This window comes from Campylobacter sp. (assembly GCF_020024835.1).
In the GTDB taxonomy this organism is placed as follows: Bacteria; Campylobacterota; Campylobacteria; order Campylobacterales; family Campylobacteraceae; genus Campylobacter_D.
In genome coordinates, this window is record NZ_JAHHTD010000032.1 from 1 (window position 1) to 18,868 (window position 18,868).

17 protein-coding genes are annotated in these 18,868 nt (G+C 26.6%); 9 read left to right on the plus strand and 8 right to left on the minus strand.

What is annotated here, in order from left to right; all coding sequences use genetic code 11:
• Nucleotides 1-39 precede the first annotated feature (39 nt).
• The 5 genes from QZ429_RS05915 to QZ429_RS05935 are packed head-to-tail and all read right to left on the minus strand — an operon-like array spanning nt 40 to nt 4,432.
• Complete coding sequence (locus QZ429_RS05915) at nt 40-774, minus strand: alpha/beta hydrolase (RefSeq protein ID WP_291952809.1); 735 nt, start codon at nt 772-774, stop codon at nt 40-42.
• Nucleotides 761-988 carry a type II toxin-antitoxin system Phd/YefM family antitoxin gene (locus QZ429_RS05920; protein ID WP_291952810.1) on the minus strand — a complete coding sequence of 76 codons (228 nt, stop codon included), beginning with the start codon at nt 986-988 and terminating at the stop codon, nt 761-763. The genes QZ429_RS05915 and QZ429_RS05920 overlap by 14 nt, the downstream gene beginning before the upstream one ends.
• 2 nt (nt 989-990) lie before the next feature.
• Nucleotides 991-2,028, minus strand: coding sequence for a D-alanine--D-alanine ligase (locus QZ429_RS05925; RefSeq protein ID WP_291952812.1), 1,038 nt, complete (start codon nt 2,026-2,028; stop codon nt 991-993).
• A gap of 10 nt (nt 2,029-2,038) precedes the next feature.
• Nucleotides 2,039-2,590 (minus strand): Holliday junction branch migration protein RuvA, encoded by a 552-nt coding sequence (ruvA, locus tag QZ429_RS05930; RefSeq protein WP_291952813.1) that lies wholly within the window; start codon nt 2,588-2,590, stop codon nt 2,039-2,041.
• A 3-nt stretch (nt 2,591-2,593) separates the two neighbouring features.
• Entirely contained in the window at nt 2,594-4,432 is a 1,839-nt protein-coding gene (locus tag QZ429_RS05935; protein WP_291952815.1) for a flagellar assembly protein A, read from the minus strand.
• A 122-nt stretch (nt 4,433-4,554) separates the two neighbouring features.
• On the opposite strand from QZ429_RS05935, the gene murJ reads away from it, so the two are divergent.
• From murJ to rseP, 9 genes are read left to right on the plus strand one after another with little or no spacing between them, the layout of a single operon-like run.
• Nucleotides 4,555-6,033: a murein biosynthesis integral membrane protein MurJ gene (gene murJ / locus QZ429_RS05940; RefSeq protein ID WP_291952817.1), complete on the plus strand. Its 1,479-nt coding sequence runs from the start codon at nt 4,555-4,557 to the stop codon at nt 6,031-6,033.
• Nucleotides 6,009-7,391, plus strand: a complete 1,383-nt coding sequence (gene cysS, locus QZ429_RS05945) for a cysteine--tRNA ligase (protein ID WP_291952819.1) — start codon at nt 6,009-6,011, stop codon at nt 7,389-7,391. Before murJ ends, cysS begins: the two co-directional genes overlap by 25 nt.
• Nucleotides 7,384-9,135: an ABC transporter ATP-binding protein gene (locus tag QZ429_RS05950; protein WP_291952835.1), complete on the plus strand. Its 1,752-nt coding sequence runs from the start codon at nt 7,384-7,386 to the stop codon at nt 9,133-9,135. The genes cysS and QZ429_RS05950 overlap by 8 nt, the downstream gene beginning before the upstream one ends.
• Before the next feature lie 57 nt (nt 9,136-9,192).
• Complete coding sequence (locus QZ429_RS05955; RefSeq protein ID WP_291952821.1) at nt 9,193-10,257, plus strand: quinone-dependent dihydroorotate dehydrogenase; 1,065 nt, start codon at nt 9,193-9,195, stop codon at nt 10,255-10,257.
• On the plus strand, nt 10,254-11,504 hold the full coding sequence (locus QZ429_RS05960; RefSeq protein ID WP_291952823.1) for a pitrilysin family protein: 1,251 nt from the start codon (nt 10,254-10,256) through the stop codon (nt 11,502-11,504). The genes QZ429_RS05955 and QZ429_RS05960 overlap by 4 nt, the downstream gene beginning before the upstream one ends.
• Nucleotides 11,497-12,393, plus strand: a complete 897-nt coding sequence (gene dapA / locus QZ429_RS05965) for a 4-hydroxy-tetrahydrodipicolinate synthase (protein WP_291952825.1) — start codon at nt 11,497-11,499, stop codon at nt 12,391-12,393. The genes QZ429_RS05960 and dapA overlap by 8 nt, the downstream gene beginning before the upstream one ends.
• Nucleotides 12,393-13,172: an enoyl-ACP reductase gene (locus QZ429_RS05970; RefSeq protein ID WP_291952826.1), complete on the plus strand. Its 780-nt coding sequence runs from the start codon at nt 12,393-12,395 to the stop codon at nt 13,170-13,172. The genes dapA and QZ429_RS05970 overlap by 1 nt, the downstream gene beginning before the upstream one ends.
• Nucleotides 13,173-13,196: 24 nt before the next feature.
• Nucleotides 13,197-13,730 (plus strand): CDP-diacylglycerol--glycerol-3-phosphate 3-phosphatidyltransferase, encoded by a 534-nt coding sequence (pgsA, locus tag QZ429_RS05975; protein ID WP_291952827.1) that lies wholly within the window; start codon nt 13,197-13,199, stop codon nt 13,728-13,730.
• Nucleotides 13,731-13,733: 3 nt separating this feature from the next.
• Entirely contained in the window at nt 13,734-14,840 is a 1,107-nt protein-coding gene (rseP, locus tag QZ429_RS05980) for an RIP metalloprotease RseP (protein WP_291952828.1), read from the plus strand.
• On the opposite strand, the gene QZ429_RS05985 is transcribed toward rseP, so the two are convergent.
• From QZ429_RS05985 to QZ429_RS05995, 3 genes are all read right to left on the minus strand, one after another.
• Complete coding sequence (locus tag QZ429_RS05985) at nt 14,834-15,655, minus strand: hypothetical protein (protein ID WP_291952830.1); 822 nt, start codon at nt 15,653-15,655, stop codon at nt 14,834-14,836. The genes rseP and QZ429_RS05985 overlap by 7 nt on opposite strands.
• A gap of 53 nt (nt 15,656-15,708) precedes the next feature.
• Nucleotides 15,709-17,547 carry a bifunctional tRNA (5-methylaminomethyl-2-thiouridine)(34)-methyltransferase MnmD/FAD-dependent 5-carboxymethylaminomethyl-2-thiouridine(34) oxidoreductase MnmC gene (gene mnmC / locus QZ429_RS05990; RefSeq protein WP_291952832.1) on the minus strand — a complete coding sequence of 613 codons (1,839 nt, stop codon included), beginning with the start codon at nt 17,545-17,547 and terminating at the stop codon, nt 15,709-15,711.
• Nucleotides 17,544-18,868: N-acetylmuramoyl-L-alanine amidase (locus tag QZ429_RS05995; RefSeq protein WP_291952833.1), on the minus strand; the 1,325-nt coding region annotated here is incomplete at its 5' end. The genes mnmC and QZ429_RS05995, both read right to left, overlap by 4 nt.

Below are 18,868 nucleotides of genomic sequence, written 5' to 3' on the forward strand. Positions count from 1 at the left end.
AATAAAATTTAAACCTAAAAAGGAAAATATTTCAGACATTTATTCAATTTCCTCTTTAATTTTTTCACTAATAAAATTTGCATGCTTTAAAAAAAAGAAATGGTCTCCATCTAAAGAATAAAATTTTCCTTTTTTCGCTAAAGAATGTATGATAGCCCCACTTTTTAAAGGTGTCGCTTTATCTTCATTGCCCCAAAAAATTAATATAGGATTTTTTAAATTTTGAAATTCATTTTCTATGCTTTCATCAACCACTTTCTTAAATGTTTCATACATAATCTCATTCATACCTTGCACATCTTTACTAATAAAAAATCTTCTTATAGTCTCACTATAAGGAAAATGTTTTAAAATCTTAAAAAGAGTTATTTTAAATTTTATTTTAAAACTTTTTGGCAAAACAACACCCGCACTAGATAATAAAATTAAACCTTTATAAATACCATCTTTACACATTAAAGTAGCTATTTTTCCACCAAAAGAATGACCCATTAAAAAATCGATTTTTACTTCAATAACATTTATAAAATCTTCCACAACTTTAGCATAAGCGTAAGAATCCATAGCCACATCTATACTTGAATTTCCAAAACCTGGCAAATCAAGATAAATTTGTTTATATTCTCCTAAACAATCCTTAAAAGCTTGTTTCATTAATTCTTTATTAGAACCCCAGCCATGCAAAATAAGTATAGTTTTTTCATATTTTTGATTTACAATTTCATAGCTTAAATTATAAAAATAACCATTAGAATACACTCTAGTTTTTGCCATCATCTGCCTTTTGTTTGTATATATTTTCTAAAAGCACCACAGCTTCATTTAAACGCTCGTATTCTTCAAAACTAAGTAAAACAGCTTCAAATTTATTGTTTTTAACTATAACAAGCCTACCATTTTTACTCTTTTTAGTCTTTTCAAGGATAGAACTAAAATTTCTTACTACTTCAGTTGCTGTATAAATTTCATCCTTACTAAAAGTGGTCATAATTACATTTTACCTTTTTGACCATTAATACTATGCAAAAATTTATAATCAATTTTAATTTGCTTTTCAAGATTAACACAAGAAGCAAGTTGATTTAAAGTCTGTGTAAAATCATCAAAAAGATAATTAGCTAATGAACCAGGATTTGGATTTATTTCATTTAAATAAATTTCATCATTAATTACAAAAAAATCACAGCGAATTAATGCACCTTTAAATAAAGGATCATAAATTTTTATAAAATTTTCTTTCATTTTTTGTTTTAAGTTATCATCAATGTCAGCTTCGCTTATTTTATTACTTTCTGAAAATCCTAAATATTTTTGCTCAAAATCTAAAATTTCATTTTTTTTAGGTTCTTCTATCATAGAAAAATGAAATTTATCACCTATCATACAACCTGCAAGATTATATTCTTTTATATTATTAATAAATTGCTCAACTACGATTTCATCATCAAATTCATATGCAACATCTGTAGCATATTTAAATTCTTCTTCATTTTTTACTATACTTATACCTATACTACTTCCAAGTCTTGCTGGCTTTAAAATACAAGGAAAATCTACTTTATCATTTTCTCTTTGCAAAGATAATACTTTATAATCAAGAGTTTTAACACCAATACTTTTTGCATAAAGTTTTGTAAAAATTTTATTAAAAGATATCACGCTAGCTTCTAATCTTGGGCCAATATATTTTACTCCATAAAAATCAAATAAAGCAGCAATTTTTCCATCCTCGCCATCTTTTCCATGAACAATATTAATCACCATATCAAGTTCAAGTTTTTTTTCATTTAATAAATTTTTAATAAAAAAACCACCTTGCTTTAAAATAAGCTGTTTTTCTTTCCTATATGCACCACTACTAAAAGTTTTTGCATTCATTTTATTTTCATCTATAAGATAAAAATCTTTTTTCTCATCACAAAATATAAATTTTTTTTGATCTTTTAAAACTTTTTTCAGTACCACCGCACTCACGATACTAATTTCGTGCTCATATGAATTGGCACCAAAAATAATTCCATATATCATTCATATCCTTTTATGCTAATTGTTTTAATGCTTCTTTAACAAGCTCTCCAGTTTCAATACTTTTACAAGAGCTTAACACCTTTAAAATATTCTCCTGCTTAAATCCCAAAGAGACCAATGCTGCTAAAGCTTGAGTATGAGTTGAATTTAAAATTCCAGTATTAATTTTAGCATCACTTAATTCTGCAATAATTCTTTTTGCACCTTTTGCACCTATACCTGGAACTTTTTTAAACGCATTTTCGTCTGCGTTTTGCAAAGCTGTATAAAAAGCATTAATATCTAAGCTAGAACATATAGCCATAGCAATTGTAGCACCAATACCATTAATTTTTATAAGCAACTCAAACATTCTTTGTTCATCATCACTTAAAAAACCATAAAATTTATTAGAATCTTCTTTTATTATCTGGGTAATTAACAATTCTATTTCATCGTTTTGATTAATTTGACTAGAACAAAACAATGAAATATGAATCCCATAGCTTATCCCGCCTATAGTCTTTAAAACTATATAGGTAGGATTTTTCTTAATAACCTTACCTTCTAATGCAACTATCATTAACTATTCCTTATAATTAGCAAAAATACGAATTTCATAAGTTGAATTGTTTTCACCTGTTTTTTCTATTTTTAAACATTGAATTTTTTCATCCTTACGTGGCACATAAACGAATTCTTTGTTTGGATATAGCATTTTAAATTTTATTTCATTTAAATCAAGCCAATCGCCACTCTTATTAATGATCTTAGCTTCTAATAACTCTTCTTGAATTCCTTTTATCTTTTCAATATCTTGTTCTTCTTTTTCTTGTAGATGTTCTAATTTTACTTTTAAATTATTAAAAAGTTCTACTTTTTGATTATAATCTCTAATAGTATTTTTATACGCTAAAGGTATTGATTTATTTGTATTTAGAAATTCTTTTGATTTTTGCTGTAAAAGTTTCACAGAATCTCTACTTATATATATAGTATGCCTGATTTCTTCCATTTCATTTTTTATTTTTTCTTGTTCAATTTTACCAAGCTCTAAATTTTGCAATACATCTTCATTGTCTTGATCAAAAATTTGAGTATGTTCGATAGATATTTTGTTGCCACTACCTTGAATTTTATCTATATGTATGAGTTTTTTTGCACTGCAAATACAATTATCAAAAAGTTCTTCGATATAAATTTCATCAGCTATAATCTCACCACCAATGACTTTTTTTATATTGACTTTTTTTGCTTTAACAATACCATTTTCTAAACTTTGAGCTTTAAAATCAACTGCCTCACAATAGCCCTTTAAAATATTCACATCAACATCTTGACCATAAATTTTACTTTTTTGATGCATATTTCCTTTAAGTAAAATCTTTTGAGCTCTCAAAACAGCATCTTGTGCTATATTCCCAACTACTTCTAATTCTTGTGCTTCTATAGTAATTCTAGAACCTACAGCCTCTTCTAAAGAATTGGTATTTTTAATAACAATACTAACTTGCTTGTCCATACCTGCCCATATAGACCCTGTGCTTTTAAAATCAACCTTATCTAACTCTAAATAATTTTTGATTTCATACGTAGAATTTTCATTGGTAATAAAACCATTTTTATTTGCTATATATTGTATGCTTTTTTCATCTTCTTTAATGCTAAAATTATTTGAAACATTAATTTGTTCTTTATTGATTACTTTAGGAGGTAAAGATTTTAAAATTTTAAGCTTCAAATTTCTACCTTCTTTGCCTTCTTGAGGTTTAATTTTTTCTATAGCTACCTCATCTTTACCTATAGGAGCAATGTAATTTCTATTCATCATATCTTCACGCTGTTTAAGCTTATCAATATAATGAAATTTTATATCCTCATTGGTTGGATTTTGAGGATTTAATCCCTTGCTTACTTCAAAATTTACTTCATAATCAAATATTTTATTTTCTTTTAATTTTGTATTAAATTTAACAATTTGCTTTTTAAAATCAAAAATTCTAAATCCAAGTAAAAATCCTTCTTTAATCATTTGTTTATAAATAGCTTCAAAAACCTCTAAAGCGATTTTTTCATAATAAACAATTTTTTCACTCGCCTTAACATTAGCATATAAAAATGTAATCGACTCATTTGTTTTTAATTCAACTTTAAATTTAGAGCTTGGAATTTTTTCTTTCTTATCAATTTGAATTTTATATTCTTGTTGTATATTCAAATTTGGATCTAGAAATTTTTCATCTTCTTCAAATATCTGCAAATCTTTTTCATTTGCCTTGATCCATTCTTGATTGTTAAAAGTATAAGAAGTGTTAAAACTCAACAACTTATAATCTAATTCTTCCACATCAATTTTGTTTATATTAGCATATGATAACAGATCTTTGTGAGGATCTTTGGTGTATAAAATTTTATTTTCTTCCATATATCATAAAACTTTCAAAAATTTTATTTTAATTTTAAATTCTAGCGAAAATAAAATCAAAATTTAGTTAAAATTATCTATAATTTTGCAACATTAGATAACATTTTAAAGAATAAAAATTAATGAAAAAGAATATTGTTTTAAGAAATTTTATTATCAATGCCTTTGGAATTTTATTTTCTAGAATATTAGGTGTCTTAAGGGATATAATCTTAGCATTATATTTGGGTGCTGGAATTTATAGTGATATTTTTTTTGTCGCACTCAAAATACCTGCATTTTTTAGAAGAATTTTTGCAGAAGGAGCCTTTGGACAAGCCTTTTTACCCAATTTTTTAAAAACAGATAAAAAAGGTGCATTTTGTGTTAATATCTTATTTCAATTTAGCATAATAGTCTTTTTACTCTGCCTTTTAGTTAGCTTTTTTTCTGAATTTTTTACTAAAATTTTTGCTTTTGGATTTAGTAAAGAAATTATATTATTAGCTTCTCCGTTAGTATCAATTAATTTTTGGTATTTATTTTTCATATTTTTAGTAACTTTTTTAGGGGCTTTATTAAACTATAAACAAAAATTTTTTATCACATCTTTTTCTGCATCTTTTTTTAATCTTTTTATAGTAATAGCTGGCTTTTTTGTAAGCAAAGAAGAGCCTTTAAATGCTTTATATTATTTTTCTTATGCCACAATTTTGAGTGGTTTTATGCAATTAATATGGCATATATTTGCTTTAAAAAATTCTAAAATTATACGAAGTATGTATCTTAGCATTAAACTAAAAAGAACAAAAGTAAAACTTGACAAATTTCACTCTACTTTTACTCATGGTTTATTAGGTTCATCTGCTAATCAACTTAGCTCTTTACTTGATACGACTATAGCAAGTTTTCTAATAACAGGAAGTATATCTTGTTTATATTATTCTAATAGAGTCTTTCAACTCCCATTAGCTTTATTTGCAATAGCATTAAGCCAAGTGAGTTTCCCAAAAATTTTAAAACATTTAAAGGCAAATGAAGAAAAAAAAGCTTTAATCTTTATGCAAAAAGCTTTAGAATATTTAAGCATACTTTTAATTTTATCCACAATAATAGGCATAGTATTAGCCAATGAAATTATTGAATTTTTATTTCAAAGAGGAAATTTTACTCAAGAAGATGCTAAAATCACAGCTATTTTACTTCAAGCTTATCTTTTAGGCTTATTGCCTTTTGGACTGCAAAAATTATTTTCATTGTGGCTTTATGCTAAATTTAAACAAAAAACTGCAGCTATCATTGCTTTTAAAACCTTGTTTATTTCTGTATTTTTTAGTATAGCTATTATCATTTTCATACACAAAGAAGAATACAAAAGCTTAGGTATAGCTTTAGCTTCTTCTATTAGTGCATTTTATTTGCTTTTTGCAAACATCAAAGAATTTGGATTTAAAAATCTTTTAGCTATACTTAGAGTTAAATTTTGGTTTTTAAGTATTACTTTTATGAGCATCTTTACCTTTTTACTATATGAGTTCAAAGACTTGTTAATTCAATACTTAGTTTATTTTTATAATCTTTTAAAAGGTTTATTGCAATGGTGTTATTTGATAGTGTTTTAAAAAAGAAACGTAATTTTATCTCTCGCGAAGAAAAAAAAGTTAATTTTTATTTATGCGGACCAACCGTTTATGATGATGCTCACTTAGGACACGCAAGAAGCAGTGTGTGTTTTGACCTTTTAAGAAGAGTTTTAATAGCAAATAATTATGAAGTTATATTTACAAGAAATTACACAGATATTGATGATAAAATTTTAAAAAAAATGAAAGAAGAAAATCAAAATTTAGACTCTATTACAAATTTTTATATCAAAAGATATGAAGATGATATGCAAGCTTTAAATATCTTAAAGCCAACATATAATCCAAGAGCTACTGATTATATCCAAGAGATGATTGATTATATCCAAACCCTTTTAGATAAAAATTTTGCATATAAACTTGATGATGGAATCTATTTTGACACTAGTAAAGACGAAAAATATTTTTGTCTTTCTAATAGAAATTTAGATGATACACAATCTCGCCTAGAAGATAGTGTTATTAAAAAAAATTCAAGTGATTTTGTTTTATGGAAATTTGATGAAAATTTTTATACTGCTAGTTTTGGTAACGGAAGACCTGGATGGCACACAGAATGCGTAGTAATGATAGAAAGCATTTATAAAAATAAACTTGATATCCACGCTGGTGGAATAGACTTACTTTTTCCACATCATGAAAATGAAGCAAGTCAGTGTCGTTGTAAAAATAATTATGAATTAGCAAATTTTTGGCTTCATAATGGTTTTGTGCAAATAAATGGTGAAAAAATGAGCAAAAGTTTAGGCAATAGCTTTTTTTTGAAAGATTCTTTAAAATTATTTTGCGCAGAAGCTATAAGATTTTATCTTTTAAGCTCTCATTATAGAGCAAATTTTAATTATTCCTTAGAAGATTTACAGGCTGCAAAAAAAAGATTAGATAAATTTTATCGCTTAAAAAAACGTCTAAATTTACATACTTTTGATGATAAAAAACCTAATATTAAAAGTCAAATTGCAAAAGATATATTAAACGCTTTAAATGATGACTTAAATAGCTCTAAAGCATTAGCACTCTTAGATGAGTTTATCAATGAATGTAATAATAATTTAGATAAAAATTTAAAAGATAACTCCTATAAGACTTCTTTAAATGAAATTTTAAATGAAATCAGTTTCATTTTTGGCATAGGAAAAATTGATACTATCGAATACTTCCAATTTGGTGTAGATAAAATACAACGTAAAAATATTGAAGAACAAATAAAATTAAGAAATATTGCAAAAAATGAAAAAAATTACGCTTTAGCTGATCAAATAAGAGACAAATTAAAACAAGAAAACATCATTTTAATGGATACAGCAAATGGCGTTATATGGGAAAAAAATGAATAAAAATTATAAAGAAATGGGCTTTAAAGAAGTATTTCAACGCTTTAAACCATACTATAAAGAATATTGGTTTTATTTTGCTTTAGCAATATTAGGTATGCTTTTAGCAAGCGGAGGAACTGCTGCTAGTGCATACATAATAGAACCTATTTTGAATAAAATTTTTATAGAAAAAAATGTCTCTTTGCTTTATTATATGCCACTTTTTGTCATCGTAGTTTATTTTTTAAAAAATCTTGGAACTTATATGCAAATTTATTATATTTCTTATGTTGGAACAGATATTTTAAGAAGATTAAGAGAACTAGTTACTCAAAATATTTTACGCTTAGATATGGAATTTTTTCATAGATATAGAAGTGGAGAACTAATTAGCAGATGCACTTCAGACATTGGTGCCTTACAAAGCATAGTTTCTAGTATAATTCCAGAAATTCTAAGAGAAAGCATTACGACAATTGGACTTTTAGGTGTGGTAATTTATCAAAGCCCTAAATTAGCTTTTTTTGCTTTAATTGTTATTCCTTTAGCTATAATTCCGCTAGTTATTTTTGCAAAGAAAATAAAAAAAATAGGTCGCAACGCTCAAGAAAAAAATTCTGATCTCATTTCAAGATTAAGTGAAATTTTTTCTAATATAGAACTTATAAAAGCCTATAATGCAAACAAAAATGAAATAGATAAATTTGCTAAAAGCAATAATGAAGTCTGTCATTTTGCTTTAAAAGGAATTAGAATAGAAGCTCTAAGTAGCCCCTTTATGGAAACTATGGGTTCAATTGGCGTTGCTATTGTTATTATGGTAGGTGGAAAAGAAGTTATTGATGGAAATTTGAATATCGGAGCATTTTTTAGCTTTTTAACCGCCCTATTTTTAGCTTATACTCCCATTAAAAGACTTTCATCACTCTTTACAAAGTTACAAATTGCAATAGCAGCTAGCGAAAGGACTTTTTATCTGTTAGATTTAAAACCCCAAATTCTTGGTGGAAGTAAAAAATTAGAAGAAAATATTGAAAATATAAGTTTTAAAAATGTATCTTTGAGCTATTATGAAAATAAAATGATCTTAAAGGATATAAATTTCTCTTTTAATAAAGGAGAAATCTTAGCCTTAGTCGGCTCAAGTGGTGGCGGAAAATCTTCAATTATAAACCTGCTAATGTATTTTTACGAAAAAAATAGTGGAAAAATTTTGATAAACAATCAAGACATAAGTTGTTTTGATATAACAAGTCTAAGAGAAAATATCTCCTTAGTTACGCAAAATATCTATATATTTAATGATACTATTGCACAAAATGTTGCCTATGCAAAAAACTATGATGAAGAAAGAATTATAAAAGTCTTAAAACAAGCAAATGCTTATGATTTTGTTCAAGAACTTGGAGGAATTACTGCTGAACTTAAAGAACATGGTAAAAATTTATCAGGTGGGCAAAAACAACGTATTGCTATAGCAAGAGCTCTTTATAAAGATCCTCAAATTTTAATTTTTGATGAGGCAACTTCAGCACTTGATAATGAAAGTGAAAAAGCCATCATTAAAACTATAGAAAATTTAAAACCAAATCACCTTATACTTATCATTGCCCATAGGCTAAGCACTATAGAAAATGCCGATAAAATAGCTGTGCTTGACAAAGGAATAATAGCTGCAATTGGAAATGATACTGATTTGCTACAAAGTTGCGAAATTTATCAGAAATTAAAACAAAAAGTTAAAAAGAATGAAAAAATGACTTAAGAATACTAAAAATTATAAAATTTTAAGTAAAATAGTATCAATTACAATTGTGAGGTTATGATGATAAATTATAAAAACATAAGACCTTTGCTTTATAAACTTGAACCAGAAAAAGCTCATACTCTAGTTGAATTTAGTATGCGAAGTCTTGATTATCTTTTTCCAGGTGGAATGAGTTTTTTTGCAAAACAATATATATTTAATGATGAAATACTACATCAAGAAATTTTTAATTTGAAATTTTACAATCCAATTGGTTTAGCTGGTGGATTTGATAAAAATGCTACAATGATTAGACCATTGAGTGCTTTAGGATTTGGTTTTTTAGAATATGGAACTTTTACTCCAAAAGCTCAAAATGGAAACGAAAAACCTAGACTTTTTAGATTAGTTGAACAAGAAAGCATACAAAATGCTATGGGATTTAACAATAAAGGTAAAGATATTGTAGCTCAAAATGTCAAAAAAAATTATCCTTTTAGCATACCATTAATCGCAAATATTGGAAAAAATAAAAACACTTCTAATGAAGATGCAATCAATGATTATTTAACCTTGCTTAAGGATTTTAAGGATTTATGCGATATTTTTGTGGTAAATATTTCATCTCCTAATACAAAAAATTTAAGAGATTTACAAAATGAAGAATTTGTCCATAAATTATTTAAAGAAGCAAAAAATATCACTAATAAACCTATGATCTTAAAAATAGCTCCTGATATGAACATTGATAGTGCCATTTCACTTTGCAAAAGTGCAATCAATGCTCAAGCAGATGCTATCACTATAGCCAATACTAGCATTGATTATTCTCTAGTTAATAATACAAGAGTTTTTGGTGGTATAAGCGGAAAATTAATCACTCAAAAAAGCGCAACTTTCTTTAAAGAGGTGGCAAAAGAAATTTATCAAGACACTATTCTTATAGCAAGTGGAGGTATTGATAGTGCTGAACTTGCATATGAACGGATTAAAAATGGTGCAAGTTTGATACAAATTTATACAGCTTTAATTTTCAAAGGCCCAATAGTGATCAAAAATATAAATGAAGGTTTAGCTAAACTTTTAAAACAAGATGGTTTTCATCATATATCTGAAGCTATAGGAGTAAATTTTAAATGATTGAATATAAAAAAATAACTCTTAAAAATCAATTAGACATTTACACTTTTCCTGTCAATAGAAAAAGTGGAGTTATTAGTGTTGATATTTTTTATAAAGTTGGATCAAGAAATGAAAAAATGGGTAAAAGTGGAATAGCTCATATGCTTGAACACCTAAATTTTAAAAGCACTAAAAATTTAAAAACTGGAGAATTTGATGAGATTGTTAAAGGTTTTGGCGGAATAGATAATGCAAGTACTGGATTTGATTATACACATTATTTTATTAAATGTTCAAATGAAAACTTAGACAAATCTTTGTGGCTATTTGCAGAACTAATGCAAAATTTAAATTTAGATGATAAAGAATTTCAACCTGAAAGAAATGTAGTTTTAGAAGAAAGAAGATGGAGGACAGATAATAATCCTTTAGGATATTTATATTTTAACTTATACAATCACGCATTTTTACATCATCCATACCATTGGACTCCAATAGGATTTTTAGATGATATCAAAAATTGGACTATAGATGATATTAAAGATTTCCATCAAAATTTTTATCAACCTAAAAATGCTATTTTGATTATAAGTGGAGATATAAATGAAGAGGAAGTTTTTAAACTTGCAAAAAAACACTTTAATCACATAAAAAATACTAAAGATATTCCGCAAATACATGAAAAAGAACCGACTCAAAATGGAGCCAAACGTGTAATTTTACACAAAGATAGCGACACTCAATTACTAGCCTTAGCTTATAAAATTCCACCTTTTAATCATAAGGATATACCTAAACTTTACGCATTAAGTGATTTTTTAGGGAGTGGAAAAAGCTCGTTAATTAATGAAATTTTAGTAGATAAACTAGGTTTAATTAATGAATTTTACACATATGTAAATAGTAATATTGATGAAAATTTGTTTATTTTTATCTGTATTTGCAATGAAAATATAAATGCAAGTGATGTTGAAAAAAAATTATTAGATATTATCAATGATATAAAAAATGCAAAATTCGATGATAGTGTATTGGAAAAAATTAAAAATAATGTTAAAAGCGACTTTATTTTTTCACTAAACAACGCTACTTCAGTTGCAAATACTTATGGTTCTTATCTTGCAAAAGGTGATTTACAACCCTTACTTGAATACGAAAAAAATATCAACGCATTAAGTAAGCAAGATTTAGTTGATTGTGCTAAAAAATATTTCAACGCAAATACATCTACAACTATCATTTTAAAAAAGGATGAATATGAATAAAAATGCCATTACAGGTGCAATGACAGCATTAATCACACCATTTAAAAATGGAAAATTAGATGAACAAACTTATCATAAACTTATAAAAAGACAAATTAAAAATGGAATTGATGCAATTGTTCCGGTTGGAACTACGGGAGAAAGTGCTACTCTTACACACGAAGAGCATCGAATTTGTATAGAAATAGCTTTAGATGCGTGCAAAGGTAGTAATGTCAAAGTTTTAGCTGGAGCTGGTTCTAATGCAACACATGAAGCAGTAGGACTAGCCAAATTTGCAAGAGATAATGGAGCAAATGGTATCTTAAGTGTAACACCATATTATAATAAACCTACTCAAGAAGGATTATATCTTCATTATAGAGAAATTGCTCAAAGTATTGATATTCCAGTTTGCTTATATAATGTTCCAGGAAGAACTGGGTGCGAATTACAAACTGAAACTATAATTAGATTATTTAAAGATTGTGATAATATTTATGGTGTAAAAGAAGCTAGCGGAAATATTGATAAATGTGTTGATTTACTAGCACACGAATCAAAAATTATACTATTAAGTGGCGATGATGCAATTAATTATCCTATACTTTCTAATGGAGGAAAAGGTGTAATTTCAGTTACTTCAAATTTACTTCCTGGTATGATTTCACAATTGACACATTTAGCTTTGAGCGAAAAATTTAAAGAAGCTAAAAAAATTAATGATGAGTTATATAATATTAACAAAATTTTATTTTGTGAAAGTAATCCTATACCTATAAAAGCAGCAATGTATATAGCGGGATTAATCCCTACTTTAGAGTATCGATTACCACTTTGCAAACCAAATAAGTGTAATTTGACAAAAATAGAAACAACAATGAAAAACTATAATATAGAAGGATTTTAATGAATGATTTTTTTAAAAACAAAACTTTAGTAATAAGCGGTGGAACAAGAGGTATAGGAAAAGCTATAGTGTATGAATTTGCAAAAGCTGGTGTAAATATAGCATTTACTTATAATTCTAATGCTGACTTAGCACAAGATATTATAAAAGATTTAGAAAAAAATTACCAAATCAAAGCAAAAGCTTACGAATTTAATATACTTGAGCCTGAAACTTACAAAGATTTGTTTGAAAAAATAGATCAAGATTTTGATAGAGTAGATTTTTTTATTTCAAATGCTATCATTTCAGGTCGTGCAGTAGTTGGCGGATATACTAAGTTTATGAAACTTAAGCCTCGTGGGATTAATAATATTTTTACAGCCACAGTAAATGCTTTTGTAGTTGGTGCTCAAGAATCAGCAAAACGAATGGAAAAAAGTGGTGGAGGTAGCATACTTTCTATCTCTTCTACTGGTAATTTAGTTCATATAGAAAACTATGCAGGTCATGGCACAGCAAAAGCTGCGGTAGAAGCTATGGCACGATATGCTGCGATTGAACTTGGTCCTAAAAATATCCGTGTAAATGTAGTAAGTGGTGGTCCAATTGATACAGATGCTTTAAAAGCTTTTACAAACTACGAAGAAGTAAAAAAAGCAACCATTAATCTTAGTCCGTTAAATCGTATAGGAGAGCCTCAAGATCTAGCAGGAGCTTGTTTATTTTTATGCTCAGATAAAGCAAATTGGATAACAGGTCACACTTTAATAGTTGATGGTGGAACTACTTTTAAATAATCTAGATTGAAAGTTGTTTGATCAATGAATTTACCTAACGTTCTAGCTATTATAAGGATATTGCTTTCGCCTCTTTTATTTTTCTTGCTTATTAATAATTTTGAAGGCATACATCATAGTTGGATTAATTATTTTGCCTGCATAGTATTTGCTATTGCAGCACTAACTGATTTTTTCGATGGCTATATTGCAAGAATGTGGAATCAAACAACTAAATTAGGATCAATAATTGATCCTTTAGCAGATAAAATGCTGATATTAGCTGCATTTTTAGGATTACTACTCACACAAAGAGCCGATCCGTGGATAATCTACATTATACTAGTAAGAGAGTTTTTCATTACAGGTTTTAGAGTTATTATGATAAGCGAACAATTTGATGTTAGTGCTTCATTTGCAGGCAAAATAAAAACAACTCTTCAAGTTATTGCTATCATATTTTTAACTATGCAATGGCCTTTTGCAAATACCTTACTTTTATTAGCATTAATTTTAACACTCTATTCTGCTTTTGAATACATTGTAGCTTATATTAAACACACTAAAAACAAGGGATAATTATTGAAATCTTATATTTTTTTATTAATTATTCTAGCAATTGGACTTAAATTTTATTCATTTAATTTCTTAATTACACTTTTAATTTTATCTTTTTTAATTTTTTTCCATGAGTTAGGTCATTTTTTAGCAGCAAAACATATGAAAGTTGATATAGAAATTTTTAGTATAGGTTTTGGAAAGGCAATTTTTTCCAAATTTTATAAAAATACAGAATATCGTATCTCAGCCTTACCTCTTGGTGGATATGTAAAATTAAAAGGTCAAGATGATTTTAATCCTATGCATAAAGAATATAGCCAGCATAGTTATAATACTCTTAAACCTTTGCAAAAAATTTATATATTGTTTGCTGGACCTTTTTTTAATTTTTTTCTAGCTTTTTTATTATATATGATTATTGCTTTTTTGGGAGTTCAAAAAATTGCTCCCATTATTGGTGGTATTGCACCATATTCTGCTGCAAGCGAAGCAAATCTGCAAATTAATGATAAAATTCTTGCTATAAATGGAATTAAAATTCAAAGCTTTGAAGAAATTAGCAAATTAATCACTCTTAATAATACCACACTGACTATAAAAAGAGATGGATATGTTTTTAACACACAATTAACACCTAAAATGGCACAAGGATATAATGAATTTTATCAAAAAATTCAAAAGCCACTTATTGGCATTACTCCTAAAAAAGAATTTGTAATCACTTATTATAAGGGGTTATCAAGTATAAAATATGCTTATGAAGAAAGTATAAATGCCTCCTTGCTTATATTTAAGGGTTTGGCAAAAATTATCAGTGGAGAACTTGATCCAAAAAATATGGGTGGTATAATAACTATGATTAATATAACCTCTAAAGCAGTAAATAATGGAATAGTAATACTATTTCTAATCACAGCTCTTATTTCCATAAATCTTGGAGTATTAAATCTACTACCAATTCCTGCTTTAGATGGAGGGCATATACTTTTTAATCTATACGAATTAATTTTTAAAAAAGAAATTCCTTATGTATGGTTTGGATACCTTAATTATGCTGGAATGGCTTTACTTTTAATATTGATGATTTTTGTAACTTACAATGATATTACACGCTTTATAAATCAATAACTTCTCGTTGCAAAATCATATTTATTGAATTTAGAAATTCCATTTTGACTATACCAGCTATGATAAACTTGTTGCATAAAATCTTTTTCATAGTTAAATTTAATTTTTACCCACATAGCAGTTTGATCTTTTGCGATTTTTTCATCTTGATAATCAAGAGAAAGATCTATAATTGAAAGAGGAGAATAAATAACCTTATATTGGTTTTGCTCCTCTTTTATATTTGTATTAACATTGATCATATTTACATAAGGTAAATCAAAAATAACACCTATTTCTGTGTTAGTATCACTTTCATCTAATGTATTATAATGATTGACATAGGCTTTAAATACTTTGCTAAACTGAAATTCCGCACCAATACTTTTTTTTGCACTAATTTCACTATATTGATCATTAAAAAAAATAAAACCTAAATTAAACTGATTAAAGGTGTAACGATTAATTAAGCCTATAGAATAAGCTTGCTCATCTTGATTAACCCTCATTTGTTTTTCAAAAAGTAAAATAGCATTATCATAATCAAGTAAAGAATTAATATTTTTTACATTTATATTGAAAGTATTAAAGTCAATATTAGCTTGCGTTTGATCTTTTGAACTCCAATTAAAGATAGAGGCTAAAGAATTTGATGTCAAAGTATCAAAATCAATATTTTGCTCTTGGTATTCCTTTGGTTTAGAAAAAAATATTTGCGTAGCTATAGTTTCATTTTTATTATTTTTTAAACTTATATTAGTGTCGATACTTAAACTTTCTTCTAAGCTTATACAAAAACAAAACTCACATAGGAGTAAAATAATAATTATTTTCATATTTCTTTCTCAAATATTTTTCCTACTATAATATTTAAAAATTAACAATGTAATTAAATCAAACCTTTTTTCAATTTTCTAATCAAAAATCTCGCAGGATGTAAAGCATATAAAAATTTTTTTTCTATCTGTGGTTCGTTAAAAATTAAAGAACAAATCATTCTAGATGCAACAATTGCACTCGCAAAAGCTCTTGATCCATGAGCAATAGACAAATATAACGGCAAAAATGCCTTTGGCTGAATTTGTTTTTTATTTTTATGCCAATGCAGTGCTTTATAATGTTGAAAATAAAAGTTTTCATCATAAATTTGCCCAACTATAGCAAATCTATCACTAGAATAAGATCTAAAACCAACCTTAGCCCCCACAATTTCTAATGGAGTATTATGAGCTAAAAATTCTTGGATATTATCTAAATTTTTGATATTATCCTCCATTAAAATTTGACAATTTTGATTTAATCTATCATAACTTGCACCAATTAATTGCATATTAAGCTCCTTATTTATAGGACATATATATGCTTTTGATGAAAGTGCATACTGGGTATTTAAAAAGGGTTTTAAATGTGTGCATTGCCCTCTTACTTTGCTCAATTGCATATAAGAATAATTAACAAACTTTCTAGCTTCTGCACCCTGAGCATAAATTAAAACGTCATATTTCTTATAATGATTTATATTTTTAAATTTCAATATAAATTGATTTTCTTTATAAGAATAATCCTCAAATTCATATTGTAAGAAAACTTTTGCTTTACTTTTGTCAATTATTTTTTTTACTAATTCTTGCGGTTTAATACACATACCATCTTTTAAAAAAGCTTTGTTATGTTCAATATCAAATAAGATATTATTTTTTTGAGAATCAAAACGTTTTTGCATTAAATCATTATGTGCAAATTCAAAAACTCCTTGAGGTTTTAAATCTAAAATTTGCTGGTAAAATCTACTTGCTTCTAAAAAGGCATATTGAGAAAATTCTCCTAGCAATACTTGTGGTTTTAAAATTAAGGAGCTTAAAATGCCATTAATATTACCAGAGGCTCCCTTAGCAACCTCATCTTCTTTATCAAAAATATCAACACAACAACCCCTTAAAGACAACTCATAAGCTAAACTAGCCCCAGCTATACCAGCACCTATAATCGCAACTTTTTTTACTTTTTTCTCTAAAGGAGGAGTATTAAAATAAGCATACACATCTTCACATTCATAGCCATTAAATATAGCTTGAATCATTTCTCTTTTTTTAAATCCTTTAACCTTATGGATATCAAAATTATATTTTTGCAAGGTATTTTTTAATGAGCTAGCAGCTGAAAAAGTTAAAATTTTTGCATTAATTGCAGAATTTCTTGCTATATGATAAATAGTATTTTCTTCAAACATATCATAATTTTTAGATGGTGCAAATCCGTCTAAAAACCATATATTTGCTTTAAAATTTATTTGCTGTATAGTCTCTTTAATATCACCAAAAACTAAATCTAAAAAACATCCATTAAAATAAAATCTATAAATACCATCTTTACAAGGTGGATAATATCTTAAAAATTGCTCTAATTCATTCTTAAATTCATCATAAAAATTTAATTCTTTATAAATATTTCTTAATTTTTCTTTACTTATATAAAAATTCTCAAAACTCACATAAAAGAGTCGTTGATTTGCCTTTTTTCTCATCAAAAAACGTTTTAAAGTAAGAAAAAAATTTAAACCTATACCAAAACCTAATTCTGAAACAATAATTTGATCTTTATCCATATCAAAAGCATCTGCATAAATATAAGAACTCTCAGCTATTCCATTTTGAGAATTAAAATAATAGTCTTTAAAATCTAAAGAAAAAACGGAATTTTCTTTGATAATAATATTTGCACGATTCATTGATTTTTGTAAAAATAACTTTCAATACCATTAGCAATACCAATAGCTAAAAGATCTTGAAAATTTTTATTAACTAAACGCATTCTCTCACTTTGATGGCTAATATAGCCTATTTCAATTAAAATTGCAGGCATTTGCGCACCAACTAAGACCCAAAAAGGAGCTTCTCTTACTCCACCATCAATCACTTTATATTTTTTTCTCACATTACTTAAAATATTTTTTTGAACATCAATAGCAAGTTTATTAGATGCTACTATTTTTTCACGATTTAAAAAATTTAAGAATGTTTGTTTTGAAAAATAATTCATTTCCTCAAAATTAGATTGATTTTCTAATTCTGCAGCTTTTTTACTTCTTTCACTTCTTGCAGGAGATAAAAAGAAAGTCTCTATGCCTTCTAAGGTCTTAGCTCTTTGCTTATTTGGTGCTGCATTAGCATGGATAGAAATAAATAAATCTGACATCTTTTCATTTGCCATAGAAGTTCTATCTCGTAAATTTATAAATTTATCTGTATTTCTTGTATAATAAATCTTATAACCCCTTTTTTTAAGTTCATTACCTAATTTTAAAGCAACATTTAACACAATATCTTTTTCTCTAATACTTTTTTCACCTAAGGTGCCTGGATCTTTTCCTCCGTGTCCTGGATCAATCACAATGACTTTACCTACTTTTTTAATACTTTTTTTTACCGAAGATTTAGTATTTTTTACATTATTTTTTTCAAATCCTATAAATAACTTATCATCATCTAAATCTAAATTTATTTTGAAATCTTTAGATGAAGCAAGCACAATTCTTATTGTTTTTTTATCATATTGAGCAATGGTTATAGATTGGTAATTATTAATATCATATTTTTTTCTATCACCTTTTAATACTGCCTCAAAACTAACAATAGATCTATAAATTTTTCCATCTTTAAATGAATCTACTTTTATGTTTTCAAAATCAAGATCATTATCTAATTTTAAATCAACACCATTTTTATTTTTACTAGATTTTAAAACATATAAATTTACATTTTTTTGCTTTAAATTTTTTATTTGAGGCGGATTCTTGTTTTGTTTTGCTTTTTCTTTATAAGGCCCTATAAAGATGGTTGCTTCGCTAAGCTCTAATTTAACATCAAGCTCTTTCTTAGATGATAAAACTAAACGTATAGTTTGAGGATTAAATTGAGATACTATAATATTAAATTCTTTAAATTGAAAATTCTGTTTGCTACCCTTTAATACGCCATTAAAATCAGCAACATAACGAAAATTATTATCACCTTTTAAAGTAAAGTTTTTAATATTTTTTCGATCTAATT